The sequence below is a fragment of the Microcoleus sp. B3-D2 genome, from assembly GCF_036705345.1.
GTDB lineage: Bacteria > Cyanobacteriota > Cyanobacteriia > Cyanobacteriales > Microcoleaceae > Microcoleus.
Window position 1 is genome coordinate 24346 of the sequence record NZ_JAUBUG010000028.1, and the last position, 26269, is coordinate 50614.

General features: G+C 44.6%; 20 protein-coding genes and 1 tRNA gene. 6 read left to right on the forward strand and 15 right to left on the reverse strand.

Annotated elements, in window-relative coordinates:
* Nucleotides 1-3 precede the first annotated feature (3 nt).
* A complete protein-coding gene (locus QUB14_RS12770) occupies nucleotides 4-1149 on the reverse strand; it encodes a sulfate ABC transporter substrate-binding protein (protein WP_333217327.1) in 1146 nt (381 codons plus the stop codon).
* A gap of 365 nt (nucleotides 1150-1514) precedes the next feature.
* On the opposite strand from QUB14_RS12770, the gene QUB14_RS12775 reads away from it, so the two are divergent.
* Nucleotides 1515-3671, forward strand: a complete 2157-nt coding sequence (locus QUB14_RS12775; RefSeq protein ID WP_333217328.1) for a WD40 domain-containing protein — start codon at nucleotides 1515-1517, stop codon at nucleotides 3669-3671.
* Between the two features lie 125 nt (nucleotides 3672-3796).
* Nucleotides 3797-3869 (forward strand) — tRNA-Thr (locus QUB14_RS12780).
* 238 nt (nucleotides 3870-4107) lie between these two features.
* Here QUB14_RS12780 and QUB14_RS12785 read toward each other — a convergent pair.
* The 8 genes from QUB14_RS12785 to QUB14_RS12820 form a co-directional block, all read right to left on the reverse strand.
* Nucleotides 4108-4830, reverse strand: coding sequence for a hypothetical protein (locus QUB14_RS12785; protein ID WP_333217329.1), 723 nt, complete (start codon nucleotides 4828-4830; stop codon nucleotides 4108-4110).
* A 142-nt stretch (nucleotides 4831-4972) separates the two neighbouring features.
* On the reverse strand, nucleotides 4973-7318 hold the full coding sequence (locus QUB14_RS12790) for a hypothetical protein (protein ID WP_333217330.1): 2346 nt from the start codon (nucleotides 7316-7318) through the stop codon (nucleotides 4973-4975).
* Between the two features lie 373 nt (nucleotides 7319-7691).
* Nucleotides 7692-9581, reverse strand: coding sequence for an aminopeptidase P family protein (locus QUB14_RS12795; protein WP_333217331.1), 1890 nt, complete (start codon nucleotides 9579-9581; stop codon nucleotides 7692-7694).
* Nucleotides 9582-9597: 16 nt separating this feature from the next.
* Entirely contained in the window at nucleotides 9598-10767 is a 1170-nt protein-coding gene (locus QUB14_RS12800; RefSeq protein ID WP_333217369.1) for a pyridoxal phosphate-dependent aminotransferase, read from the reverse strand.
* Between the two features lie 86 nt (nucleotides 10768-10853).
* Nucleotides 10854-13895 (reverse strand): SMC family ATPase, encoded by a 3042-nt coding sequence (locus tag QUB14_RS12805; protein WP_333217332.1) that lies wholly within the window; start codon nucleotides 13893-13895, stop codon nucleotides 10854-10856.
* A 251-nt stretch (nucleotides 13896-14146) separates the two neighbouring features.
* On the reverse strand, nucleotides 14147-15322 hold the full coding sequence (locus tag QUB14_RS12810) for an exonuclease SbcCD subunit D (RefSeq protein WP_333217333.1): 1176 nt from the start codon (nucleotides 15320-15322) through the stop codon (nucleotides 14147-14149).
* A 193-nt stretch (nucleotides 15323-15515) separates the two neighbouring features.
* Nucleotides 15516-15842, reverse strand: a complete 327-nt coding sequence (locus tag QUB14_RS12815) for a DUF433 domain-containing protein (RefSeq protein ID WP_333083023.1) — start codon at nucleotides 15840-15842, stop codon at nucleotides 15516-15518.
* Between the two features lie 67 nt (nucleotides 15843-15909).
* Nucleotides 15910-16812, reverse strand: coding sequence for an ion channel (locus QUB14_RS12820; RefSeq protein WP_333217334.1), 903 nt, complete (start codon nucleotides 16810-16812; stop codon nucleotides 15910-15912).
* 112 nt (nucleotides 16813-16924) lie between these two features.
* On the opposite strand from QUB14_RS12820, the gene QUB14_RS12825 reads away from it, so the two are divergent.
* Complete coding sequence (locus QUB14_RS12825; RefSeq protein ID WP_006634523.1) at nucleotides 16925-17245, forward strand: hypothetical protein; 321 nt, start codon at nucleotides 16925-16927, stop codon at nucleotides 17243-17245.
* A gap of 140 nt (nucleotides 17246-17385) precedes the next feature.
* On the opposite strand, the gene QUB14_RS12830 is transcribed toward QUB14_RS12825, so the two are convergent.
* The 4 genes from QUB14_RS12830 to QUB14_RS12845 form a co-directional block, all read right to left on the reverse strand.
* Complete coding sequence (locus QUB14_RS12830) at nucleotides 17386-18720, reverse strand: hypothetical protein (RefSeq protein ID WP_333217335.1); 1335 nt, start codon at nucleotides 18718-18720, stop codon at nucleotides 17386-17388.
* A 553-nt stretch (nucleotides 18721-19273) separates the two neighbouring features.
* Nucleotides 19274-19795 carry a hypothetical protein gene (locus QUB14_RS12835; protein WP_333217336.1) on the reverse strand — a complete coding sequence of 174 codons (522 nt, stop codon included), beginning with the start codon at nucleotides 19793-19795 and terminating at the stop codon, nucleotides 19274-19276.
* Nucleotides 19796-20089: 294 nt separating this feature from the next.
* Entirely contained in the window at nucleotides 20090-20443 is a 354-nt protein-coding gene (locus tag QUB14_RS12840; protein ID WP_333217337.1) for a hypothetical protein, read from the reverse strand.
* Between the two features lie 387 nt (nucleotides 20444-20830).
* Nucleotides 20831-21931 carry a saccharopine dehydrogenase NADP-binding domain-containing protein gene (locus QUB14_RS12845; protein WP_333217338.1) on the reverse strand — a complete coding sequence of 367 codons (1101 nt, stop codon included), beginning with the start codon at nucleotides 21929-21931 and terminating at the stop codon, nucleotides 20831-20833.
* Between the two features lie 246 nt (nucleotides 21932-22177).
* Here QUB14_RS12845 and QUB14_RS12850 point away from each other — a divergent pair, with 246 nt between their 5' ends.
* Complete coding sequence (locus QUB14_RS12850; protein ID WP_333217339.1) at nucleotides 22178-22324, forward strand: hypothetical protein; 147 nt, start codon at nucleotides 22178-22180, stop codon at nucleotides 22322-22324.
* Nucleotides 22325-22420: 96 nt separating this feature from the next.
* Here the strand turns inward: QUB14_RS12850 and crtO are convergent, their stop codons facing one another.
* The gene (gene crtO, locus QUB14_RS12855) at nucleotides 22421-24118 is read right to left on the reverse strand and encodes a beta-carotene ketolase CrtO (RefSeq protein ID WP_333217340.1); all 1698 of its coding nucleotides are present in this window, start codon (nucleotides 24116-24118) and stop codon (nucleotides 22421-22423) included.
* A gap of 26 nt (nucleotides 24119-24144) precedes the next feature.
* Here crtO and QUB14_RS12860 point away from each other — a divergent pair, with 26 nt between their 5' ends.
* The gene (locus QUB14_RS12860) at nucleotides 24145-24414 is read left to right on the forward strand and encodes a hypothetical protein (RefSeq protein WP_333217341.1); all 270 of its coding nucleotides are present in this window, start codon (nucleotides 24145-24147) and stop codon (nucleotides 24412-24414) included.
* Between the two features lie 273 nt (nucleotides 24415-24687).
* On the opposite strand, the gene QUB14_RS12865 is transcribed toward QUB14_RS12860, so the two are convergent.
* Nucleotides 24688-25788, reverse strand: a complete 1101-nt coding sequence (locus tag QUB14_RS12865; RefSeq protein WP_333217342.1) for a tetratricopeptide repeat protein — start codon at nucleotides 25786-25788, stop codon at nucleotides 24688-24690.
* A 150-nt stretch (nucleotides 25789-25938) separates the two neighbouring features.
* Here QUB14_RS12865 and QUB14_RS12870 point away from each other — a divergent pair, with 150 nt between their 5' ends.
* On the forward strand, nucleotides 25939-26265 hold the full coding sequence (locus QUB14_RS12870) for a YbjQ family protein (protein WP_333217343.1): 327 nt from the start codon (nucleotides 25939-25941) through the stop codon (nucleotides 26263-26265).
* Nucleotides 26266-26269 lie beyond the last annotated feature (4 nt).

Genomic DNA, 26269 nt, shown 5'->3' on the forward strand with positions numbered 1-26269 from the left:
TTTTTACTGTTTAATTGAACCTTGGATTTTGTCAAAAACAGCTCCGTCATCGAAGAATTTCTGCTGAATATCTCCCCAACCTCCTAAGTCTTGAGCTGTAAATAGGGTTTTGATGGGGGCATATTTTTTGACAAATTCTGGTTCCGCGGCTACTGTCGCATCTACTGGGCGGAAGCCTACTTTGGCAAATTCTCGCTGAGCTTCTGGGGTGTAGAGAAACTTGACAAATGCTTCGGCGACTTCGCGAGTGCCGTGTTTATCAACGTTTTTATCGACAATGGCAATCGGATTGTCGATCGAAACATTGACTTCGGGAATAGTATAAGTCGGTTTTTCGCCTTTCTCACCTGCCAGAAAAATCTCGTTTTCGTAGTTAATTAAGGCGTCGCCTTGCCCTTGTTTGAAAAATACATCAGTGGCTTCGCGGGCATCTTTAGTCAGAATCGGGACGTTTTTGTAGACTTTGCTAGTCAAGTCTAATGCTTTGGTTTCGTCTCCTCCGGTTTTAACAACCGATCCCCAAAGTGCGAGGAAATTCCAACGGGCAACGCCTGATGTTTTGGGATCGGCAGTAATCACTTTTACTCCGTCTTGGCTTAAATCTTCCCAGGTTTTGATGTTTTTGGGATTGCCTTCGCGGGTAACTATTGCTCCTACGGATTTACTGACTATGCCTTCGTTGGGAACTTCTTTTTCCCACCCAGGTTGAATTAGTCCGGCTTTTTCGATTTTTGCAGTGTCGAGGGCGAGGGCTAGGTGTACGATGTCTGCTTCTAAACCGTCAATTACGGCCCGAGTTTGGGAACCGGAACCGCCGTAGCTTTGGTTGAAAGTGACGGTTTGACCCTTTTCTTTTTGCCACTGTTCTACGAATTTGGGAATTATCGCTTCGTGGGCGGCTTTGGTGACGGCGAAGGATACTAGGGTTAATTCTACGTTGCCTTTGTTGGCTGCTGGGCTAGCACCGCCTGGAGTGGCTGCGGGGTTGTTGGTGCTTCCCTGGCCGCAGGATGCAACGGCCAGACTTAAAGTTATTCCGACTAAAAATAGCGACACAAATCTTTTGAGGGCAGTAAATGATTGATTTGTGCTGGCTGATGGCTGTTGCGGCCAGTGAAGGTGTTGATTTAGGCGTTGCCACGGACTCATTATATTTGTTCCTCTAGAAAAAGTACGGTTATTGGGTCGGAATACCGTAATTATGGTTGTGAAGTACGATTATAGACAAGAGCGAGTCAAATGGCAACAAAAAAAATGAATTGGGGGAACTCAGGGTCGATCGCATATTCTGATGTCTTTTCCCTGGGTGCTTTCGATTCAGATTTGGGGTAAAATGTAAAGCGTATAAATACTATTATTGAGTTAAGGTGCTCAACTTGCGCGGCTGCACGATACGCCCTACGATTACCATCGGCCGATCGCTCAAATGTAATAGCCCTGCCAAGAGTCCCCGCCCCAGGGGGATATGTCTGACTCGCGCGATCGCCCTTAAGTAAGAAAAAGTTTTAACTGGTATGTCCTTACCCCGCCCTGTCTCAGACACCCTAATTGAACTGTTGAAGCCTGTAGCCTCTGAATTGGGAGAAAGATTGGGAGCAAGCGCTGTCAACGAACGCTATGCAGAAATTGAGCCGTCGGGTTCTTCAGCTTTGAACCAGCAAATCAAAAAAGACCCCCGCTGGATTAAAGCACAAATGAGATATTTGCAGCGGCAGCAGGCCAGAGAACAACAATTAATCGCCCTCGCCGGCGCAGAAGAATGGGCAAAGGAAGAACGTGTTAATCGAATTAAGGCACAAGAATTGAGAGATAAGCGGGCAATTAGCCGGCTTTGCCGCGACTTAATGCGAGAGTTTCAATCAGAAGCAATTCGAGTTAAGCTGAGCGAAATTCAAACGATTTGGGACAGGGACAACTGGTTTTCTAATTTGAGCAGGCAGGAAACTGAACAGATTTTGCAGCAGCAGCAGCACCGATTGCTGCTGTTAGTTGCTCCCGCAAAAATTAGCGAAGATTGCCCGGATTCGTTTCGCCACAATCTAAATATCGAGCTGCCGGCTAAGTTAAGAGCTTTTTTGAATCAGCACTACCCCCAGCACGGAGAGGTGTGTCCGGTTCAATTTTACGGAGACTATTTCAAAAAATCGATTTCTGATATTGATGTCGAGCGGTTGCAGAGTGTTTTGTCTCCCGTACCTACAGCTATACTGTACAGCGATATCAGCGATTATGAAGTTAATTTTCATGTCGGTTTTTGGGGAATCATAAATCAGAGCGTTTCTCTAGTGGCGATGCAGCCTTGGAATTGGGAAGAGGTTTATCACCAGTTGGAAGCGCAGGGGAAAGATGAAAAACTGAGCCTGCGGATTATTCGGCAAATAATTGTGACTATTCACAAGTTATTGGCGGCTTTTTTAGCTGATTTGTATTATTTAAATATCGATTTTACTCACGAACCTCAGTTATTTAAATTAGAGGCGGAATTTGCTCAGGAATGGTTTTCTAAAGATTGGGCACAACCGTATATTGAAACTCTTAAAGAAATTCAGGAGCAGCAGCGAATAGTCTATAAGGGAGAGATGCGGCGGCTGGCGCTTCGAGAGGCGAAAGCTAAGGCGGAACGCCAGCGTTTGGAGGAAGCTGAACTCAAACGCAGAGAGGAAGCTGAGGCGGCATCTAAGCGGGTGAAGGAATTAGCTCACAAATTAAAACATCAGAAATGGCGGTGTGTATATACGCTGCCAGGACATTTATCGTTTGTGAATTCTCTGGCGATTAGCCCTGACGGCAAAATTCTGGCTAGCGGTAGTTGGGATAAAACTATTAAGATTTGGAATTTAGAAACAGCGGAATTAATTGGCACTCTGACGGGACATTCCGATCGCGTAAATTCGGTTGCGATTAGCTATGACGGAAAAATGTTGGTCAGCGGCAGTTCGGACGAAACAATTAAGTTTTGGAATTTGCACAACGGTGATTTGCTGTGTACTTTTCCGGGACATTCTATGGAGGTGAATTCGGTGGCGATTAACCCGAAGCGCCAGGTAATTGCTAGCTGTGGCGGGGCTGATAATACGATTAAGCTGTGGAATTTGCGGAGTGGTGAGTTGCTGCGGACTTTGAGGGGTCATTCTGACAATGTGAATGCGGTGGTTTTTAGCCCGGACGGTAAAATATTGGCGAGTGGCAGTTCGGATGCAACGAGCAAGGTTTGGGATGTGGAAAGCGGCAATTTGCTGCGGACTCTTTCGGGGTTGAATGTTGGGGTGAATTCTGTGGCGATCGCGCCGGACGGTCAGATTCTTGCTAGCGTGAGCAATGATTATACGATTAAGCTGCGGAATTTGCACACGGGCAGTTTGTTGCGGATTTTAAATACTAATTCTGGAAGGGGAAAGGGTGAAACGAATTTAGGAACGAATGAGGCGGTGCATATTTTGCAGAATTATGTGAGTCGGGGCGAGTCGGTTGCTATCAGTCGGGACGGTTTGACTTTGGTGAGTGGGTGCGATGAGAATACGATTAATATTTGGAATTTGCAGACGGGGGAGTTGTTGAGCGCTCTTAAGGGACATTCGGGTACTGTGTACTCGGTGGCGATCGCACCTTCGGGCAATTTGCTCGCCAGCGGCAGTGCGGATCAGACGATTAAGATTTGGCGCTGCGATTAGTTAATTGGCAGTGGGCAGACAATTTCGGTTTGGCCGTTACGGGGAGGGGTTTTGAGCGAATTTGAAAAAAAAATGGCTGGGGGGGTTGCGCTAATGACTATAAGTTTGCTATATTAAGTTTCACTGCTGGTGTAACTCAGTTGGTAGAGTAGCTGATTTGTAATCAGCCTGTCGCAGGTTCAAATCCTGTCACCAGCTTTACGGATAAGACCAAGGCTCGATGAGACTTCGAGCCTTGGTCTTATTTTTAGGTATGAAGTGGGTCTAGAACCCCATACCCAACTAAGCTCTTAAAGCTCGGCTTTCTGATATAAAGTCCTATCTTAGTAGTATATAAAAAGTGCGAAGTAAAGCTAAGCTAGATAGGGATTTAGAGCTGGTTGGCTATCTAGTAGGGTAAGGGTTCATTAGTAGGGCGTGGCGTGGGCTCGACTACTTACACATCAGGAGTAGAAGGAGTTACCTGTATAGATTCAATCTCTCGTGTTGCTGCTGCGGATAGTGTAAACTGGCTAACGTTGTAGTGTTTCTCTAAGTGTACAAAGTCCTCAGAAAGACCTGAAATGTATTCCTTAATGTATTCCTTAAAGATAACCACCACACGGTCTAGATCAATCTCCATTGTTGGGGAATATCTGCCCAACTCTACAGCATTAGAAGATCGCTCTTGCTGATAGGCGATAAATAAAAGCAACAACTTGATAAGCTCAGGAGCATAAACCCCTTGGTCTGAAAGGACTGTTATGTGTTGCACAAAGGCATCGGATTGAAACCACTGGCAGAACAGATTGTGCAAAGCATAGCTTTCTATTGGTGAGAAATTCGAGTTTAAAGGCTTATGGATTCGGTACTTAAGATCCGACCATTCCGGGGTAACATCCCATGCCAGTGTAAAATCTGACATGAAGTTAAAGGTTGATACTGTCCTCCGTATTCCCTCCGCAGATTGATAATCAAACAGTAGTTGTTGACCTTTCTCACTTTTTACCAATGAAACAGAGATAATTTCGACTTTTGCGTTTTTAACTTTCTTGTATGTCTTTACTTCTTTTCCGCTCTTTTTATCAATCTTTTCTGTGCAGGTTGCTGCGAAGAGTTCGAGGCAAATTTCTTCTATAAATTCAGCAGTAAAAGATAGGTTTTGACTTCTAGGAGGCATGGTATCTGTCCTTTTTTTGTGAGTGTTTACATTTTTCTAGTAAGTGATGCTAGTTAAGGTATTATAGTTTAGTAGCTACCTTTACAGATACCTGTAAAGAAAGAGCTAGGATAGACTACCACATATACCCTAGCTAAAAGGCTTAGTCTTGACCGCGTAACTTTTTAGCAGTCCGTAAGCAGTCCTCTAAAGCCTCTAAGTGTTTAGAAATATGTGCATTGTTACTCAACCATCCAGGCTGCATTTTGTCTAGAGTCTTTTTAAAACTCTTAATGTCCTGCTGTAGTAGTGCTTGAATTCCCAGGGTTCTGGTGTTATCCCCATCTTTAAGAATAGAGAGAAGTTGAATTTTGATTCTATGTTCCCATCGGCTAACATCATCGGTATATAAAGTCCAAGGGGTTAATACAACACCCTTAGAACATTTAAACCCGATTGATAAGCCTGATAGCTGGTAGAATACATCAATCAAGTCCCCCCAAACTAAAGTGTCTAAATGTGGTTGTTCATCTAGTAAATTGTGAACCCCCAACATTAACTTACCCGGATCGGGATTATGGAATAGTTGCCCCCCTAGCTCTATTTTTTCATCCTTGCTTTTTTCCCAGTATTTCCAGCCTCGGATAAGGGAGTCTAGCAACTCATTAGCATCATGCTCGTTATACGTTTCTAACGTTAGCAGATTAATCAGTTTTCCTTGGTCTACTTCTGAGTGAATAGTAAATGGGGTTACAAACTTTTTAAACGTCTTGATAACCTGATTGATTCCCTTACTGGTAGAACCAAATCCACAAATATCTGCTACTGAGGTAGGCATTGATACTTTGTTTTGGACCGTAAATCTTGCCGGGTTAGCAGCTAGAAACTTTTGCACTATTTTTTCAAGTTGGCTTTTAGCTTCCCGCACTAATTGCCGATCTGCACTCGTACACCTTAACAAACTGTAGAACTCACCATCTCCCACATATTGGATCGATGTAGATACTTTAGTAGGAACCTGGCCCCCTATTCTGTCCTTTGCTATCGGACTTGTAATATCTAAACGCTGTCTAGCCTGTAACCTCCCTTCATAGTATATCTCAATGTAAATTCCTCTCTCTTCCTTGATGATTAGCTCCACGTTTTCAAATTTAAAGATACTTCGTACATAATCCCGGATTTCTTCAAAGCTCGGAAAAGTAAAAGGAAACTTTTTTCCTAAGCTAGTTGGAACCCTCTTAAGCCATTTAATAACACTAGGTACTTCTGATTGTCGCGTGGCATTCTCACTCCCCCAAATAAACGTGTATGTTAATTTTTTAGTCTCTAATTCTTGAATAAAGGAAACATCTCCTAACGTGTGACTCCTATAGTAGTTATCCGTATACAAGGAATTATGCTTAAACTCTGCTTTGTCTAAATATTTCCTGATTATTACAGTAGATTCTCGCAAACTCTCGGGATTTAACTTTTTCCCTTTTACTACCTGAATTAATAGGTTTTCTAGCCTAGCAATAAGCTTTAGACTATTTACCTTGTTTTGATTTTTGAGTCTGTCAATTTCCCTATGCAGATAAGCAATAGCTTGATTCGGACTGAGATTACCTACTACATACCTCGCAAGGTCATACTCTGGCACTTTAACCGGAAGTCCTATTAACTTCCATTCCTTACCCGATGGTACTAAGCAAGCTAATAAAGGAGTAGTACCAACTACCGACCTAAATATTACAGTTCCCTGTGCTACTTTTGCACCGTCCAACTTAATAGGCTTAGGTCTTTGCCGAGCTACCAATTCTTTTGCTCGTTTATATTCTTTTTCCCAATCAGCAAAACTTATTATTTCAATGACTTTAGAGCAAACTTCCTCGACATCCTTATTAACAGCTATCTCCTTATTCAACAAAAAAACTACATAATAAAGGAGATATCTCAAAACATCTTCACTAGCAGAAACGCACAAGTAATCAACTAAATTTAAAAGAACTCTACTATTTTCATCAGATAATAACTCATTATTTTGATACAGAGAGACTGCGACATTTTGAACATATTTTCTGTTTATTTTTCCATTAAACCACCTTAGCCACGCCTCGATATTAATGTTATATTCAGCAACTAACCTTTTACCCTCCTCTATTTGTTGACTAAGAAGCTGAGAAGATGAGATTTTTTGATATTGGATTATGGCTCCTTCAATAATCCCTTTAAATTTATTCTGGAACTTTTCTAAGCTTTGTTCTCTACTTTCTGAATCAGTGTCTTGTTTACGGGTATTGGTATTGTTCTTTGTTTTCCACTCACAACCTTTGCCTGTCTCATTGAAATGAGAAAAGTGAGAAACTCTTTCTATACATGGCTTAAAAAAGATAAGTTCTCTACATTTACCACAAGTAAGACCTAGCTTTTTATAGGATTCATAGTTTAGCGTATCATCATCAGGTGTAAATTCTTTATCTAAAAAGATAGATATGGCAAAAGAAATAGATACTTCTGATTCTGCTTTCATAAAACTTAACCCCCTTGTTTTTTGTAATAATCATTAAGTAAATAGAACCTTATAATAATTTTAGTAATTATTTAAAAGTTCTCCCAGCATTACCTATGAATTTAACAGTAATCCTCTGGCATATACTGTGACTTAAATCACCGAATTGTCGGAAACCCTAAAATTATATAGCAAGAGTTTTAGCTATTTATCAGTAGGTGATTTTATCCTGAGAAGTGTAACTATGTAACTATGTAACAGTAGGGACACGGCACTGCCGTGTCCCTATCTGATATGTGCTATTTTGTACCTTTGGGGCGGGCTGGCGTGCCCACCCCACAAGAGTTTCCCGAAAAATAGTTGCACAAGTTAAATGTGCGACAAATTACAAGGCTTAACCTAACGCAGTGCAGGCTTTTTTCAACCATTCAATTGTTGCTGCATCAAGTACGGGTTCGAGTTTCTCGACTACCGAAGCGTGATAATTATTCAACCATGTCAGTTGAGTCTTTGACAGCCGATCGACATTTATTAATTTGCGCTCAAACGGAATATACGTCAGCGGTTCAAATCCGTACCAAACGGTACTGTTTTTGGATGGCATTTCCCTGACAACATAGAGATTTTCGATGCGAATTCCGCCCCATCCTGGTTCGTAATATCCCGGTTCGATGCTCGTTACCATTCCGGCTTCCAGGGGATACTGCACAGATTTGCTGATGCCATTGGGCCCTTCGTGACCGGCTAAAAACGCGCCGACTCCGTGCCCTGTACCGTGTCCGTAGTCTAGCTGTTGTTGCCATAATACCGCACGGGCGATCGCATCTAATTGCGCTCCCGTTGTTCCTTTGGGGAATTGCTGCATTGCACAGTTGATGTGCGCGATTAAAACTGTGGTGTAGTGTTCTATTTGTAGCGCCGTCGGTTCTCCGATACTTATTGTTCTCGTATCGTCGGTTGTACCTGCTAAATATTGCGCGCCTGAGTCAAGCAGCAGCAATTCTCCGGGTTTTAAGGTGACTTCTGGGCTGGGGGTTCCGTAATGTACGATCGAGCTATTGGCTCCCGCACCGGCGATCGTTCTAAAAGTTAAAGTCTGAAAATCAGTTTCTTCCTGGTAAAATCTTTCGATGCTTTCTTTAACATCCAACTCGGTCAAGACCTTACCATTTTCTAGTTGTTCTGTCAACCATTTTAAAGTCAAAGTTTTCGCTCGACTTGCTTTGAAATTGGCTGATTTCATCTGCTCGATTTCAACCGGATTTTTGCGAGCTTTCATCCCTTCTACCGGATGCGTCTCAAAAACTATTTCGATGTTGTATAATTGCGCTTCTTGATGGTTTAATATTAACTGATACGTGCCTGCTGTGCTGTGTTTCGGGTCTAAAAGTACCCGAACTTTATGTGGCAAATTTACGCAAGTTTCTAATGTATGCGGATAGTCTGCGTAGGGAAGCAAAGTTACATCCGCCCGCAATTCTTGCTTGATTTCTAGTGAAATTCGTTCGGTATTTGTAAACAAAAATGCTGAATCTGTGGTGACAATGGCATAGGATATGAAAATGGGAATGTGGGGAATATCCGAGCCTCGGAGGTTGAACAGCCACGCTATTTGATTGAGGTTGGTAATCGGAAGCACATCGATGTTGGCTTTTTGCATCGCTTCCCTGACTCTGGCTAATTTTTCGGCGGCGGTTTCTCCGGTCAGGGATACAGGTAAGCTAAATATGGGCTCTGCATCAATCGCGGGTAAAGTCTCGGCTGTTTGCCAAGGAGTTTGCGATCGCACTTTGTCTGTCAAATTCTCCCGGATTGGTATGAGTTCAATCTCTGCATGGGCGAATTTTTTCACCCAATTTTGATATTGCTCTGTCGCTACGGTAAACGGGTCAAAACCCAGGCGAATTTTAGTTGATTTTTCTGCCGATTCTACCGCCAGTTTTTCTAAAGTTTCAATTAAGGTTAAATTTCCTTCTAAGCCGAGTTTCGATATTTGAATAATTCCAGTATCGACTTGCAATTCGGCTTGTTCGTAATAGCGGGAATCCACAAACAACCAAGCGGAATTTTTGCCAACCAACAAATCACCGGCGGAACCCGTAAAACCGCACATCCAAGCTCGCCGCTGCTTGGCTGCTGGAACTGATAAATTTAAGTGTTCGTCAACCGCTGGGATGTAATAGCAATCTAATTCATAATCTGCCATCAAATCGCGCAAGTCTGCCAGTCTTGCAGCGGAGGTATCTTGGATATTTGTATTTGCTTTTAAATTAGTGGCAACCATGTTGAATCTTCCTATTTTACTTGTTTAAAATTGTCTTCAAACCTTTAACTAATCTCCTAATACCAGCGGTGGCGGTTGCTTTCTCCAAAGCACCGTAAGCAACGCGCAAATAGCAGCCGCTATCCATGCCGAAGGTTGTACCGGGAAGCACTGCTACGTGATATTCGCGAATTAATTTTTCTACTAATTCCATTGTATCGATTTCAGTATCAACTTTCAAGAAAAAGTAGAATGCTCCGCAGGCTGGGGAAATTGTACACAAATTTTGGATGGTATTGAGTTCGTCTAATACGAGTTGGCGCACGGATGCGATCGCCCTTACATAATTATCGCAGTAACCTCTACCAACTTGCAAGGCTCCCAGCGCTGCATACTGAGAAATTACGGGGGGACAAATCAAGATTGTATCTTGAATTTTTCTCACTGAAACGAGCAAATGTTCTGGGATTACCATATACCCGATCCGCCAACTCGCAAAACCATAGGCTTTGGAGAGGCTAAACAGAGAAATTGTATGTTCGCTGCTATTGGGAAAAGCGGCGGGCGAACAGTGTTTGACGCCGTTATAAGTAAAATATTCATAAGCTTCATCGCTGATGTGATAAATGTTGTGCTGGCGACAAATTTCGTTAACTTCCCGCAGTGCTTCGGCTGAATAAACAACACCCGTGGGATTATTTGGGGAAATGGTAACTATGGCTCGCGTTTTGTCGGTAATTGCTTTTTTTATAGCATCGATATTAAGTTGATAATTGGCGTCAGTTTCTACTATCACTGGTCGGCAACCTGCCATAATTGCCGCCATTTCGTGGTTGAAGTAATAAGGTGATTGGATAATAACTTCGTCTCCCGCCGAGGTGATGGCGAGAATGGCGTTGGTAAATCCCATATTGCTGCCGGCAGTAACGACAATGCAGTTTTTGCTGTTAATTTCTATGTCGTTATCGGTTTTAAGTTTGGCTGCGATAGCATCTTGTAATTGTGGAATTCCTTCCACGGCTTTGTATTTGTGATTGTCGGTATTTGCGAAGAATTCGGGAATTCGGTCAAATGATTCTTGTGGCGGATTGTAGTAAACTACGCCTTGTCCTAAAGATATTGTTCCCGGATTTTGGCGGATCAGTTCGCCAACTACTGGAATTATTGGCGACTGTACCGATTGCATTCGAGTCGGGTGATTTTTCATCATATATTATAGGTAATTGTAGGGCAGGTTTAGTGATAATGTACGTCCTTAAGCAAGTTTACTATTTCACGCACGCGCCTCTCACTTCAGGATCTATGTACTTCTATTTTAGAACCTTGGGGTGATTTAGAAACTTTAACTTGTGCGGGCAATCTTTCGCCCAATTCTCGAACGTGGGTAATCACTCCAATCAGCCTTTCTCGCTGTCGCAAAGATTCTAAAATTTGAGTAACGCTTTCGAGAGTTTCGGTATCTAAAGTACCAAATCCTTCATCTAGAAATAAGCTGCCCAAGTGAGCTCCTTGAGACAGCTTTTCTGACAAAGCTAAAGCCATTGATAAGGAAGTGGCAAAGGTTTCGCCACCGGAAAGAGTACGCACTCGTCTAGCTTCGCCGCCGTTCCAATTATCTGCTACCCAGTATTCGCCGTCTTGGTTTATTAGTTTGTAGCGATTTTCGGTTAATTCTTGCAAAATTAAGGTGGCGCTGCCCACTAATTCTGCTTCTAAATGTTCTAAAATGTAGGATTGAAATTCGTTGGATTTGAGATTCTGCGCTAAGGTGTGATAAGTTTGCTCTTGTTCTGTGAAATTTGTGATTTGCTGTGACAGTCTTTCGGCTTGTTCGAGATTTTGGGCTGCTACTTGAATCCAAGCTAACAGTTCGGCGCGGTTGTTGTTGGCTTGTTTGAGGTTTTCTTGGGCGGTATGTTTTGCCGATCGCACTTGTGCTAAAGTATTCTCATCGGTAGTTCTGCCTGCGATTGCCTCGCTCAAATCTTTCGCCCGCGTCTCTAACTGAATTTTTGATTCCCGGTGAGAGCGAATAGCATTTTCCCATTCTGATTGTTCCTTAACTGTCGCCACCGCTGCTAAAAAGGTCTCTTCTGTGAAATCAGCCGCTGTTAATTTTGCTGACCAATCCAGGTTTAACTGCTGTTTCTGGGCTTGGGCTTGTCCAAAAGCTTCTCCAGCTTGTTGCTCTCTCTCTGCGGCTTGAATAACCTTATTTTGAGCAGTTTGATAGGATTTTTCGGCAACTTTCAGCAGATTTGCCAAGTCTTGCTTGTCTTGTTCTAAGACTTTTGCTAAATTAGCATAAGGTTGATATTCGGTAATTTGATAAAGCGCATTTACACAACTTTGCAACTGCTGCTGGCGGCGGTCTGATTCGGCGATCGCATCTTGATATTCCTGCTGTTTAGCTGCTTGAGTCGCCACAGCAAAATTAAATTTTTGTTGAAAATTATCATATTCCAATGATGCGAGTTGGAACTGCTGTTCGGTTTGGCGGTATTGGCGATCGCTCTCTTTAAGGAGTGCCAACTCCTGCTGCAACCCCAAGCTTTCCCACTGAGGATTTTCCAGCACATGAGTGATTTCCTGCTGCAATTGAGCAACTTTATTCGCAGTTAATTCCAACATTTGAGCAATTTCCGACTCTTTTTGCAGGCAGGCTGCTACTGCACTTTTTCCCTCAGCAGCCAACCTTTGAGCATCTTGAAAAACCTGATTTGCAGCAGCCAATTTCTGCCGCAAACCAGCCACATCGACAATATTAGAATCGGGCAAAGGAGGGAGCCGATCGCTCTCAGGATGCACCCCTCCGCACACCGGGCAAGTATCGCCAGAATTTAGCGACATTCTGACAGCAGCCACACTCTCTAAACGTGCGGCTTCCGCATTAGCGGTTTGGGCCGCTTCTAACTCGCGATCGCACTCTTTTAGTTGGATTTCTGCTGCTTCTAAATTAGCGGCAACCTGCACATAATTCTGTTGAGCTTTTTCCTTATCTGCCAGAGATTTATCCAACTGTTCTTGCTGAGTCTTTTGCTGCTTGGTAATTAGCTGCAATTCCATCAATAAGGGTGAAATTTGCTGCAATTGCTCTAAACGCTTTCCTCCCGGCGCATACTGTTCGAGCTGTGCCGCTGCTTGAGTAACTCGAAAACCCGCGCCTTGAATTTTAGTGTTAGCAGCTTGCAGTTCTTTATCTGCTGCCATAAAAAAGCGGAGTTTTTCCTGTTGAAGTTTTTGGGCAAGCGCCACTTCTTTTTCTAATTGAGCGCGCTGTTCTTCATATACTTTAGCAGCAGCTAGAGCATCTTCGCGAGCCTTAATTTGTGGCGCTAGCACGTCTTCTTTGGCTTTTGCCGCATCAAATTGGTGCTGCTCTACTGCCAGCTCAGAGCGAGCTTTAATTAACTGCTTTCGCGCTGCCACCGAGGCACTTTCGGCAGTTTCATACTGACTGCGAGCCGATCGCACTAAAGCCCAATCTCCCTGTAAATGATTGGCAGCTTGCGCTCTTTCTAAACGCTGTGCTAAAATTGCAACCTCAGCAGAATTAGCATTTAATTTAGCCAGTTGTTGTTGTAACTCTTGCCAGCGAGCGATTTGCGAAAATAGCTGTTCCTCTTCATCTAGATCCTTCTGAGCTTTCATCACAGCGCGCTCGAACTGGGGCAACTGCTGCTCTAAAATCAAAAGTTGCGATCTTCTTTGAGCCACCTCATCAGCCGTCGGCGCACTCAAATCCGCTAGCTGCCTTTCCACCATTTCCCGTTCCTGTTTCAGCAACTTTGCGAGTTCATTTGTTTCCTTCCGCATCTGCTCAAAAATCTCAAATCCCGCTAGCTGCCGCAAAATTTCCCGACGTTTTGAAGTATCCCCTTTAATAAATTCATCAAACTTGCCTTGAGGCAGAACAATTGCGCGTGTAAAAGTATCAAAATCCATTCCTAAAATCTGTTCAATGGTATTTTGAACAGCAACGATACTCGTCCCCAAAGTTTCCCATTGACCATTTTGCCAGTTGTCCAAAATCACCTTATTTTCGGGAGATTTGGGACGAAAACGCCACCTTCGCGTCACCCGATACTGTGCCGAACCCACAGCAAAACGCAACTGCACTTTTAAATTTTCGCTGCCTTGACTTGCCAAATCACTTACTTGTTTGCCGCTGCGAGTTGTCGTGCCAAAAAGAGCGTAAGTCATGGCATCTAACAGGGAAGATTTGCCTGCACCTGTAGCACCAGTAATTGCAAACAAATCGAGTTGAGAAAAATCTAAACGCTGTTCGCGGTGGAAGCTGGTAAATCCTTCGAGAATAAGTTCTAGTGGACGCATACTGATTTTAGTTTTAGGATTTGGGGTTTTAGATTGTTATATTCAGCTCTACTGTCTTCCTTCTACAGTCTTCCCGATCCCCCCTAACCCCCCTTGTTAAGGGGGGGACAAGAGTATTATCAAAGTCCCCCTTCTTAAGGGGGATTTAGGGGGATCTAGACTCGACTACAAGCGACATTGAGCGTGGGTTTCAGTCTTAAAACTATTTGAAATTTGAGATTTTGGATTTTGGATTGTATTTTTTTACCCATTTAATTGTTAACTGTTTCCTTAAACTTCTTGTACAAATTTTTAAATTCCTCCAATACTACCGGTTTCGGTGTCGTTCCCAAGCGGTTTTGATAATAGTTGCAAAACTCTGCTGCCGGATCGAAATTATTGGGATCGATATTAGTTATTTCTGTTGCTTCTAGCGCTGCATCTGGATAGCGCGGTTCAATTAACAGCGCTTGAGAACAAATTTGGCGCACTCGATCGGCAAGTCCGATTTGCGGACTGTCCAATTCGACAATTACTTTCAAGAAACCCGGATGATACTGATGAGCTTGTAAAGTTTCATCGAGATTGTCGTTATGACATTTAAGCACTTTTAACGGCTTGTGGCAAGCCACAGGCTTAAATTCCACCTTTGCCTGACTTCCCGGCTCAACTTCTATCAAGCAAAATCCTTTTTCCTGTTCCGCTTCTCCAAAATCTAACTGAATCAAAGAACCGGAATAATAAGCGGGAGAAGTCTCAGAAATCCGCTGGTGAATGTGGATGTGTCCGAGGGCAACATACTGAGCTTCCGGCGGCAGAGTTTGCGATGATAGCAGGTATTTTTCTCGCGTGTAATAAGCGACTTCGGATTTTGCTAATCGAGCGCCGTCAATGCTCATGTGTCCCATGAGAAAATTGACAGTATTGTCTCTAAAATCCCTGGTTAAATCTTCGAGTAAATATTTTACTATTTCGCGGTAATCTTTTCGGCGATCGGCATCGCCAGACTGCCAGAGAGAATTAGCATCTAACAGTCTTTGTTCGGAAGCAAAAGGCATCGCTCCCACGCAAAGTTTACCGCTTTTTGTATTAAGAGTAATTGTGCCGCCGTCTGCGGAAAGCCTGGGTTTGCCTAAAGCGCGAACACCGGCGAGGGAAAGCAATTGCGCGATGCTGTCGATGCGGGATGCCGAATCGTGATTACCGGCGATCGCAATTGCGGGAATTCCTGCCGCTTGGAGTTCGCAGAAAAAGTTATAAGCAATGCGTTCAGCGTAAGCGGGAGGGTTGGGCACGTCGAAAATGTCGCCGGCAACGAGCACAGCATCGACATCCAAGGCTTTTGCTTGCTTCAAAATCTGTTCGAGGGCGATCGCAATTTCAAAAGTGCGATCGATCCCTCGAAAACGTCGCCCTAAATGCCAGTCAGCAGTATGAATTATTCGCATAGTACGAGGAGTTTTTTGTTTATGTTAACTGAGATGTTGTACCATTTTCAAGAACGGGCAAGATGCCCGTTCCACAAAGAATAAATTTCTTGTGGAACGGGCATCTTGCCCGTTCATAAAAGCCTGATTTAAAATGGTAAAATATTTCAGTTTTAATGCTTTGTGCGATCGCGGTATAAAGATCTGCCACAGTTTATGCCTCTTCCTGTTCTCGAATTGCTCTTTCAATCTCATCAGGATATGCCTCAGCATAACTAAAAGCATTCACCAAATCTACGGCACTCAGATCGGGATGACCTTCTAAAATATGAGCATCTGTGGCACTTTGACGGCGATAACTTACCAACAGCCAAACAGGAATCCGAGTTTTTCGGATACAGGCTTCTCCGCCCATGACACCGGGAGTCTTTTGAATTCCCGGCCAAAAGTTGCTTAAACTTTGGGCTAGGAATTGTATAGCTTGAGCCTTTTCTTCGGGAGTTAAAGCCAAGAGTTGCGGTTGCAATTCTTTGAGTGTCATTTTCGTAGTAACTGAAGTCATAAATATCAACTTTTATCGTCCTAGAGGTATTCTAGCACTATTATACTCACAACTTTTCTTCCACCGGCTTCACATCGTGAAACCGAGTATAATCAACCACCCGCCCTCCCGTCGCCGATTTCAAAAGAATATCTACAAATCGCATATTCCACATAATTTCAGAGGCTACAAAAGAATGTCGCGCGTGAATAGTTTGCGAAACTGTTTCGTCAATTCCTGTTAAAGTAATTACAATTTCCGCTTGCTGTTCCATCAAGTCTTCGGCAGTAATTTGGTACAAAGGACTGCTCTCCTCAATTGCGTGCATAACCGTCCAAGTTAAGGCAAAAACCGGAGAGTGACTTCGCACTAATTGCAAATCGTAAAAACGCCGCATAAATTCTCCTTCCGCTGTTACCTCGTTGCGGATCAAAGTAGCTCGCTGCTGCGCTTCTAAAATTTGGTTAAAACGCTGATTTGCAGTGCGGTACATCAGAGTCGGAACACCGTTGAAAGGAGCGATCACAGCTACCCGGCTGAATATAACTCTAGCTGTTGGTCGAGAAAATCTCGAAAAAGCCAGTCCCGTCACCATCGCCACTCCCCACAAACCAAAAAGCGCTTGGATCGCGACTATAGTATTAGCGTAATCCGTGCGCGGATACATAGAGCCGTAGCCGATCGTCGCCATTGTTTGCACGCTGAAATAAAAGGCATCTGGGAAAGAACCCGGCCGCGCGTTAGCAATGCAATCTCCTCCCGCCAAGTAAGCTAAGGCAAATAAAGAATTTGTGACTGTATAGGAGAGACAAATCAGCATGAAAAATCGCGGCCAAGAAAGAGTTAGCAGGCTGTGGTAGAGGTCGGCAAAATGCAGGCGAGGTACTCCCAGCTTGACAATATTTAAGGGGAATTGTCCTTGGCGGCTGACTAAACGCGCCTGTTGCGGGCGGTTGCGGGGTATTTTCATTGCGATTTGTAACTCCTGCTGTTTCAATTTGTAACTATTGCTTTGAGCGGGAAAACTTATCCTTTAGACTGATGTCTGATTCCAAAAATACGGATAAAAGCGGAGTTTAGAAATGGTTGAGCTTAACTGGCATGACTATCTCGTTATGGTTTCTTTTGTGGCTTCTATTGCGGGTCTAGTCCTGCTGGGTGATAATCGCAACTCACCGCCAACGGACGATCGCACTTTGAGCGAAGAAATCCTAATCAAGATGAGCTTTACTTACTGGATAGTGTACTGCATATCTTTTTTCGGGCTGAAACTTCACCTACCAGAAGATAGCTGGTTATTGCTCAGTTTGAAACTGACTACGGTTCTTTCTTACTTGTTGACTGCTTCTAGCATACTCAGCCTGCCGCTGCAACGCATGGCTGTCCGACGAGTTGAAGATTAACAAAAGGTGTTTGTAGTGAGGACTTCAGTTCTTTCGATCGCGGTGAATAAAGACTAAAGTCCTGACTGCAAAGCTATTTGAGTGATATTACCGGGCAATAAGCTCACAGTTAGCTGTGAGTATGCCACGAACTCGGTTGCTTAGGATTTAAAGCCTTTAGAGCTTTTCTTTTTCTCCTGCGGTTTAGACTTTGACTTATTAACTTCGCCTAAAGCTTCCTGAAATAAGTTGTGCAGGTGCACGGGAACGCTGGCAATTTCCGGGAGTTCGGGTTCTAATGGTTTTTTAAACTCTTGCAGCAAAGCATCTAAATCGCGCTCGATCTGAAAGTCTTTACGTTCCAATACAGTTTGCAAAATTTGTTCTAATTTCGCTGGATTAACTTTAGCTAACCGTTGCCAAATCCAGACATTAATTGCAGGATCTTCTAGATAGTTACGCACCAGCTTTTCGTAACCGGGAACGGTTGAAAAATCTTCGGCTGCTAGCAGTGCAGTAAATTGAGTGTAAGTAGACAAAAAGGTTTGTCCCCAGCGAGGATGAGAAAGTGCTGTCACCTGTTCGGCTTTCTTGAAGCGATCGGGCAATTCAACTTTCGGCATTACCATTTTTGAGTGAGGATCGCTATCGATCCCTACCTCCACTGAAGACGGATCTGCACCGGCTGCTGCTATAGCTGCTGCTTTAATTTCTTCTGCATCGACTCCAGCATCTTCAACGATCTCCGCCAGAGATTTATGTTCATCAATGCCGATATCCGCTAGGCGTTTTTTAGTGATGAATTCCTGAAATTCAGCCAACTGTTTATTCAGGTGATATCCCGATAGCGTAACTTCCTCACTGCCAAAAAATTCGGTAAAATCTTCGTGGTACTGTTCTACCGAATGCCAAGCTTGCTCTAGCAATTCCGGCGCATCGCTGTATAGGTTATTTTTGTGATTTTGCTTGAAATTGCCGATCGCCACCGCCAACTTCGGCTTGCCCAATTTCCCCATCGGTATCGGAGGGCCTGATAGTATCCACCAGTCATCGGTGAGAGGAGCAATCCGAGCCCGCAAGATTTCTCCTAACTTAAAGCGAGACATTTCTGCAAGAAAATTAGAACTGTTGGGCTTGACCACGTAGTGCTTAGCCGTCAGCCAGTTCATCAGTTCAAACCTGTCGGGGGAAAGTTGAGTGATTTCAAATAAGCCGGTGAAGCTTCTGTGTTCCCAACTTTCCAGCAAGCTACGATCGCTCTCGGTTAAATCCGGCTGACTTTCGACAAATAGCTCGATCGGCGTTTTCTCTCCGACTTTACCTTCGATGGTAAAACTGTCAATCACTTGATTTTGCTGAGCAATATCGTAGCGCTCGCCGGTCGATCGAGCGGCAGCATAAGCTTCCAAAGCTACCGCCAACTCTCCCTCAGCATCCAGCACAAAGTCAATTAAATTTTGCTTGAGTGTCCAAGCTCTTTCCAACATTTCATCCACAATTTATACCGATTTTGAATGAGAGGATTTAGATTTTTAACAATTATCGGGCTTGAAGCAACCAACGCTTTACGCTGGGGCTGCGATTGAATAAAGCGCATCGCGAACAATGACAGAAATATGCGATCGATGCCTCAGTCCTGAATAAGTTTAATTTTAAGGCTAATAGTCAAAAAAAAATGCCCATCTCCAACCGAAGCATCCCGATTGGGTAACAAAGCGTTTATTAGGAGTGCGATCGTCCCGCACAGCAAAGCCTATACGTCTCTAGCGAGTTCTCACAGCGAACAGTCCTGTGAAATAAAAATCGTGCTGAAAAAGGCGATTTCAAGGGAGCATAAAAATACCCTCTCCGATGTAGAGAGGGGCTAAAAATCCCCAAAAACTTTGCTAAACTCGCTTTAAAAACTGTGCCACCTATCAACAACAGTCCAAGACGCAGCAGCCGGGTTTTTTTTTATCAAACACTTCCCTCCATTCCGGTACCCGGCTAAAAATAACCGGAACGCTTGAGTTTGTGTGCGTCCAAGACTGAGAAATACTTGCGATCGGCTTAACGGCCGTCTTTGTCAATGTCGCCCGGAACAGCGCGTTCCACCCGATCCCAAGCGTCGCGGGTGGCGTGCTTAGCTTTTTCCCAAGTCACATTAGACTTACCGCGATTTGTTTCGTAGTCGCGCTGCAAATCCGGTTCGATCTCGTGGAATTGCTTACCAGTATTGCCATAGCGGGTGTATCCCTCATAGCCGGTGCGGTACGCAGGCTGATAGTCTTCGTAAGTTGCGCTAGTGTCCACGTAAGGACGGGAACTGTAATTGCTTTGCCAGTAAGCATCTTCTACCGTGGGGTCGATCGCCTCGGCCACACCTTTGCCCACCAAACCGCCACTAAACGAACCCACAACAGCGCCTACAACTGCTCCTACAGGCCCGCCGATAGCACCGCCGATTGCAGCACCCGCAGCACCGGCACTCGCCGCACCAATACCCGTTCCCACTGGATGAGCCCCTTTTTCCCCGGAAAGCGGGTCGAGGTTAGCATCAGGTTCATGTACCGTTTTTTTGTCATCGCTCATGATATTTTTTTCCTTTTATCTGACTGTAACTATTATTTAATTTACTTTTTTAATTCCTCTCTCTTCATCTTCCCTAAGGATGAATCTGCTAGCTTAAATATAAAGAGGAATGAGAAAATCTTTCTTTCTGGATGCAACAAGTGGTTTAACCCGCTACTCTAAAGCAATAAGGTGCGCTGCCCGGCGCACCCTAGAGAATTATTTTCAAGTGAGTCCTGATAGCGGCTCAATTGTCTACTCACGGAAGCTCTGTATTTACCAGCAACTTGAGTTAGATAGAAATCTGTTGATTTATTAGTTGCCCGTGACCTTTTCGATCAACTCTTCAGCTTTTTGAACTATGCCTTCTTGCGGGTGTTCTCCCTTGTACTCTTTTAAGCTTTCGTCGTAAATTTTCTCGACGTTTGCAGGATTTTGAGCAGTTTTGACTATTTCATCGTAAGATCCTGCTTGGGGATTGAGATCCTCGAAACTTGTTGCGGGTTCAGTAATTGTAGCTTCTTGCGGCGCGTGACTCTTGTCTTGACCTGCGTAAGCACCCTGAGTGGGTATTACCGCTAGACCTACCAGACTAATCAAAGCCAGCGTACAGACCAGCAAAATGCTTTGAATCAATGTTTGTCCGAGAGCTTTTAAAACCCGCTTCATATCAACTTCTCCTGGTATTTTTCCGCAAAAATTATGGTGTTTGTCGCCCCTTCACTGCGATCGCACCTTGACAACCTTGGTTCAAGCGCAATCTTTGTCGCAGCTACCGCATCTAGAGCGAGCGAAAAGGGATGTTTCCGATGATGTCCAATATCTTAAGCGCCTGCTTGTGACAATTCCTTCTACCAAAAGATAGATTAGTTAGACAAGCGGAACTCATCTCCTATGAGGGGCGATCGCAATTCCTGCGAGGAACCCTATCTAGGGGTTTTCCCATCAATTACGAAGACCCTGAGTCTTCTCTTTCGGCGCGTCTTTCGCGTCTTCGCCGTTCGGGAAAAAATCCCATCTACCAACATTTTAAATTGCTATAAATAACCTAATGAACTACAAAACAACCTGCTCTATGTCTAGGTTTCTGTTCTGTATAGCTCCTTCAAATAGCTCGGTAGAAAGAGCTTGTTCTACCGACCAAACCCCCGGTTTGTCCAGTTTACCTTCTAACATTAATTGAGCGATGCTGCCAGTACCGATGCCAGTAGCGGTGGCAGCATTTGGGTGTACCGCTGTCGAGCAAACTTTAGCCGGTTGACCGTTTTTGAGACCTGTCACTTGCGATCGCACTGCCACACCAACCCCACTAAAACTATTAGTAACACTTGTCATCCCATAACTGACGTAGGAAAGAAATTCAATCACGGAGTTATTTTTGAGCCAGCTAGCAGGCCAATACTTGGCAACAAACCAGGTAAGGTGATTGTAAAGGTCGGGAGACGTACCGAATTTAGTCACAACTGATTTGACGGCGAATGTTTCGGGCAAAGTGATTGCTTCCGGCATATCAAACCAGTAAACCCCTGTTTTACCGTAGGGCGCGGGAAATTCAATTGTTTCGCGATTGCTGTAGGGTTTTACTTGGTGCCACTTGCGATCTTCCCAAACCTCAAAAGGGGTTTGCAATCCTAAAAAAGTGGTTCTCATGACGGTAACGCCAGCGCCGCCAGAACCTCCGACTACATAACTCAAATGGATGTGTTCTGCTTCATCTAATTGTTCCACATCTCGGCGCACCATGCTATTAGACACACCGGGAAAAATTCCCGTATTAATAATAGCCGTAATCCCAGCATTTTTAGCAGTTTCGCGCAATTCTAAAGCTCTGCGAGTAAAACTGCGGCTGTCGCTGACATCAGTATAATTAACACCTGCTTCTATGCAAGTTTTTAATACACTAGCGTCTCGGTAGTGAAAAGGCCCGGCACAGTGAACGACCAGATTAGAGGATGAAACCGCTTGGTGCAGGGCTGCACTGTCTGCTAAATCTAAAGCTATATAGTGCACCCTATCCGGCGGCAATCCCAGCCCTATAGAGGCTTCTGAATTGCGTCCGGTAACAGTAATTTCCGCGTCGGTGTGGGTAACAAGGTCTTGGGCAACGCTGCTGCCAATTCGTCCCCGCCCGCCGACAATCAAAACTCGGTTTGCCATGGCTAAAAAAAGGGTAACGCCATTTCTCAGTTTCTCAACTTGGGGCCGGCGTTTTCATCCGCATAAAGTATGAATTTATGAGAATGCCAGAGGCTGGGGGATCGGCGGCGATGCCCTGAACCGGAGATGGGGAGCGACTTCTACCAGCGACTTGCCTGTTTTGCTAAATTAGAGGTTTGGCTGGGACACTAAGTTAAAAAATGCCTTCAGCGTTAACTTGTTTTTCTAATATTGAGAATTTTCTCAATGGAATATGCTCTCAGATGGAAAAATATTTTAACAGGTTTGATGGAACGGGAACCGCCACCACCGATCGCGAAAGATGCACAAGATTTAGAAAAGGTATTGAGGGCGATCGCAAATCGTTTTCCCTTCACAGGGAATCAACCATAAAAAATTCTCGCACTCGCACAATGATAAATCAATACAAACAAACGCAGATGTGATTCATCTGCGTTTATCTGCGTTCATCTGCGGTTGCTAAAAATCTTACTTCTCATTACTGCGAAATACCGACTTACCCTTCGCTTTCAGAGTATTAGCTGCATCTGCTAAAGTCTGGGCGAAAGGCTGCTGCGAGTGCATGAAAACGCGAGCAGTATTGCGTCCCGGCATCCCCGAAATCGAGCCACCCGGATGCGTTCCCGCCCCGGTCAGAAACAAACCGTCGATCGGCGTTTTGTAATTCGCCAACTCCGGCAAAGGACGGAAAAATATCATCTGATCCAGCGTCATATCAACGTGATAATAATTTCCCTTCAAAGCTCCCAAACGCTCTCCCAATTCCGCCGGACTTTCCACGTGGCGGCCGATAATTGCATTTTTGATATTTGGCGCGTATTCTGCTAATTTATCGATGCAGCGATCGGCAACTTTGTTTTTCAGCTCATCCGTCCACCCCGTACCGTGCTGGCCGGTTCCTTCAGCATTTTCGATCATGTAAGGAGCAAAAAATTCAATCCAAGCCGTATGATGTCCGGGAGGAGCCATTGACGGGTCTAGTACCGTCGGAAACACTACATACATTGAGGGGTCAGAGTCGGGGATTCTGCCGATGGAAGGGTCGCTGTGAGAAATTTCAACGTGTCTCACCGAGTCTGCAATTAAAACCGACCCGATTAAATATTCGTCCCGGTGATTCCAGCGCTCGAATCTAGGCGCTTCATTGAGAGCTAAGTCTATTTTGAGAATAGTCTCGTTGTTGTTAACAATTTTGCGCTCTAATCTTTCCCGCAAATCCGGGTCGGCACTGTCAACATCGCTGGAGTCCATTAAGTGCAGAAACAAGCGCTTAGCATCAATATTAGAAATGACACCTTTTGTAGCGCGGTATTCCGTGCCGTTGGCAACTCGAACTCCCACAGCGCGACCGTCATCAACTAATATTTTCTCGACGTGCTGGTCGGTAAGTACCACACCCGAGTATTTTTTCACTACATTGAGCAGCGCTTGCACTAATGCACCCGTCCCTCCGCGCGGTCTTGCCATGCCGGGATTGTGCCTCATTGCCAGCATAATTGCGCCTACAGCCAGGGTTTTTTGCGAAGGAGGGGCGCCGAGTTCTGAGGCGAATCTTGCGAGGGGTGCTTTGATAAATTCCTCGTCAAACCACTCGTTTACAATGTCTTCAGCGCTGGTGAGCATCGTGCGAATAAAGTCCAGCGTTTTGTTGGGGGAACCGATGACTGACAATAAATCTTGGATCTTTGAAATATCGTAGTTGCCCAGAATATCTATGATGGATTTTGGTGGCGCATTAAACATCGGAACCATTGCACCTAAAGCCCGCTGCCAAAAGTCTGTATATTCGGCATATTTTTTAGCATCGCGCTCGTTGTAGCGCGCAATTTCAGCACAAGTTTTTTCTACAGATTTGTGCGCTAAGAAATATTTGCCGTCGGGATGCGGACAAAAGGCAACTGGATCGCAGAAAAGATATTCTAAACCGTGTTTTTCCAGTTCTAATTCTTCTACAACTGGCCCTAAATGGATAAATTCATGGTCGATCGCGCACATATTGAATTTAAAATCCGGCAATTCGGGAATCGCAGCTTCGGTAGTGGCCGCGCCGCCGGGAACCGAACGTTTTTCTAACAACAGGACGGTATATCCCGCTTTGAGGAGATAAGAGGCACAGACCAGTCCGTTGTGACCTGCTCCGATGATAATCACATCATACGTTTGCATAGATAAAGCTCTGGGGATGGGAGATTTTGCTTATTTTACAAATGTTAACAAGTTTGCTGTCTCTACCAATAGAAATAGATTCATTTTCAGGAACCCGTTTTAACATCTTACAAAAGATGGAGTTTTTACCAAATGCTACTGTGCGATCGGCCTTATTTCCTCTTGAATTTACCCGCGCGATCGCCCTTCTCGAATCGCGCCAATATTGTACACTATTTAGCCACATTTATCTGCATTCAATTAAAAACTTAAGCAAACGAAGGAAGAAGGAAGAAGGAAGAGGAAAGGGGGAATAGGGAATAGGGAATAGAAACAGTTTTGATATCAAATCCGTTAGCATCGGAATAGTAAATTCGAGTTGACTGTTGACGGTTCACTGTTGACTGTTCACGGCGTCAACAGTCAACAGTCAACAGTCAACCGTCAACATCATTCCGGTGTAACCGGAAATGATATGAGATGGCTTTTTTCCTTGCAACACGGCGATTGGAAGGAGTTAAGCCCTAGGAAAATTACTTGCTCCACACTCAAAACTGCTAGCCCATTACCAATTAGTCCATTGAGAAATCTTACTTTAGTTGCTGGAGCGCCGCCTCAGCTTTTTGTACACCATCATTGTTGCCTTGCTGGCGGTAAGTGTCGAGGGCTTGTTGAAAAGCTTCAATTGCTTCGGATTTGCGATCGCGCGCTTTGAGTGCCGTACCCATATTATAATAAGCTTCGGCTCTGTTTGGATCGAGCTTAATCACTCGCCCAAAAGTGGCAATCGCTCCTAAAAAATCTTGTTTTTCCAGTTGAATTTTCCCGATTCCTGCGTGTGCTTCCACTAAATTAGGTCGCACCGAAATAGCCCGCTGATAAGCTACCAGCGCTCCGTCGAAGTCGTTTTGAGCCTGGAGAATTTCGCCAATTTCTAGCTGCACTTCTGGATTGCCGGGTTCCAATTTGGCAGCTTCTTCAAAAGCTGCTAGCCCTTCGGAAGTATAGCCGGCACGCAGCAAAGCAGTGCCTAATTTTAACTGGACACCTGCTTGTTTGGGAGCGAGTTCGGCTGCTTGTTGGAGCACGGTAACAGCACTGGCAAAATTTCCCTGCTGGATCAATACTAAACCCATTGAAGAATAAGCTTGCCAATTTTTCGGATCGAGGGCGATCGCCTCTTGGTATGCTTTAAAAGCACCGCTGTAATCTTTTTGCTGAAAGAGTACCACTCCCAAACCGATCCGGGCATTGACATTTTTGCGATCGAGCTGAGCGGCGCGGCGATAAGCTGTGGCTGCTGCGGGATAGTTTTGTAAATTCGCCATAGCATATCCTAAGGCGTATTGGAAGTCAGCATTGTTCGGTTCCAGACCGATCGCTTGTTGGTAAAATTCCACTGAGGCTTGATAGTTGCCTTGACGCGCTTCTAAATAGCCAATACCAGAAAAAATGCGGGGGTTTTCCGTATCTAAACGTGCCGCTTCCTGATAAATGGCGATCGCCTTACTGTAGTCTCCTAAATCTACCAACTCGCGCCCTTGTCGCAGCAGAGCATCTAAATTTGAATTATTTTCAGGGTTGACTTCAACTGACGTTTCTGCTGAGAGCGCTATCTGCGGCGCAGCGACAGCGAATCCTGCTACTAACAGCGTACTGAATATCAAGAGACTTTGTTTGTGCACGGCCATTTGTTTCAAAGAGTGTGTGGAATGAAAGAGCGAGTTGCTGTCAGCTTAGCAAGCTGACAACTTATGGTTTACCAGGAATGTTTGAGCGGCGAGATGTAGTAAATCTACAGAACAAGACCCACTCAAAATTTTCTCGACTGAGGCCAACTGATGATTGTAACAACAACTGATATCATCCAAGGAGCAGAAATTCAATCTTACCTGGGAATTGTAACTGCTGAGGTGGTTTACGGCACCAACGCCCTGCGAGATTTCTTCGCGGGCATTCGCGACATCATCGGCGGGCGCACCGGCAGTTACGAGGAAGTTTTTCTCAAAGGACAGCGAGATGCCCTCGCGGAACTGGAAAAACGGGCCCAGCGCCTGGGCGCCAATGCCGTAATCGGCGTGGAAGTGGACACAGGCACGATTAATGTAGACTCGAACGGAACTTTGCTGCTGATTACTGCCGTTGGAACGGCTGTAAAATTGCGTTAAGCTG

Bases quoted from the DNA above. Each gene is read 5' to 3' on its own strand.
- QUB14_RS12770 (WP_333217327.1), bottom strand. From the start codon at position 1,149: ATGAGTCCGTGGCAACGCCTAAATCAACACCTTCACTGGCCGCAACAG.
- QUB14_RS12775 (WP_333217328.1), top strand. From the start codon at position 1,515: ATGTCCTTACCCCGCCCTGTCTCAGACACCCTAATTGAACTGTTGAAG.
- QUB14_RS12785 (WP_333217329.1), bottom strand. From the start codon at position 4,830: ATGCCTCCTAGAAGTCAAAACCTATCTTTTACTGCTGAATTTATAGAA.
- QUB14_RS12790 (WP_333217330.1), bottom strand. From the start codon at position 7,318: ATGAAAGCAGAATCAGAAGTATCTATTTCTTTTGCCATATCTATCTTT.
- QUB14_RS12795 (WP_333217331.1), bottom strand. From the start codon at position 9,581: ATGGTTGCCACTAATTTAAAAGCAAATACAAATATCCAAGATACCTCC.
- QUB14_RS12800 (WP_333217369.1), bottom strand. From the start codon at position 10,767: ATGAAAAATCACCCGACTCGAATGCAATCGGTACAGTCGCCAATAATT.
- QUB14_RS12805 (WP_333217332.1), bottom strand. From the start codon at position 13,895: ATGCGTCCACTAGAACTTATTCTCGAAGGATTTACCAGCTTCCACCGC.
- QUB14_RS12810 (WP_333217333.1), bottom strand. From the start codon at position 15,322: ATGCGAATAATTCATACTGCTGACTGGCATTTAGGGCGACGTTTTCGA.
- QUB14_RS12815 (WP_333083023.1), bottom strand. From the start codon at position 15,842: ATGACACTCAAAGAATTGCAACCGCAACTCTTGGCTTTAACTCCCGAA.
- QUB14_RS12820 (WP_333217334.1), bottom strand. From the start codon at position 16,812: ATGAAAATACCCCGCAACCGCCCGCAACAGGCGCGTTTAGTCAGCCGC.
- QUB14_RS12825 (WP_006634523.1), top strand. From the start codon at position 16,925: ATGGTTGAGCTTAACTGGCATGACTATCTCGTTATGGTTTCTTTTGTG.
- QUB14_RS12835 (WP_333217336.1), bottom strand. From the start codon at position 19,795: ATGAGCGATGACAAAAAAACGGTACATGAACCTGATGCTAACCTCGAC.
- QUB14_RS12840 (WP_333217337.1), bottom strand. From the start codon at position 20,443: ATGAAGCGGGTTTTAAAAGCTCTCGGACAAACATTGATTCAAAGCATT.
- QUB14_RS12845 (WP_333217338.1), bottom strand. From the start codon at position 21,931: ATGGCAAACCGAGTTTTGATTGTCGGCGGGCGGGGACGAATTGGCAGC.
- QUB14_RS12850 (WP_333217339.1), top strand. From the start codon at position 22,178: ATGGAATATGCTCTCAGATGGAAAAATATTTTAACAGGTTTGATGGAA.
- crtO (WP_333217340.1), bottom strand. From the start codon at position 24,118: ATGCAAACGTATGATGTGATTATCATCGGAGCAGGTCACAACGGACTG.
- QUB14_RS12865 (WP_333217342.1), bottom strand. From the start codon at position 25,788: ATGGCCGTGCACAAACAAAGTCTCTTGATATTCAGTACGCTGTTAGTA.
- QUB14_RS12870 (WP_333217343.1), top strand. From the start codon at position 25,939: ATGATTGTAACAACAACTGATATCATCCAAGGAGCAGAAATTCAATCT.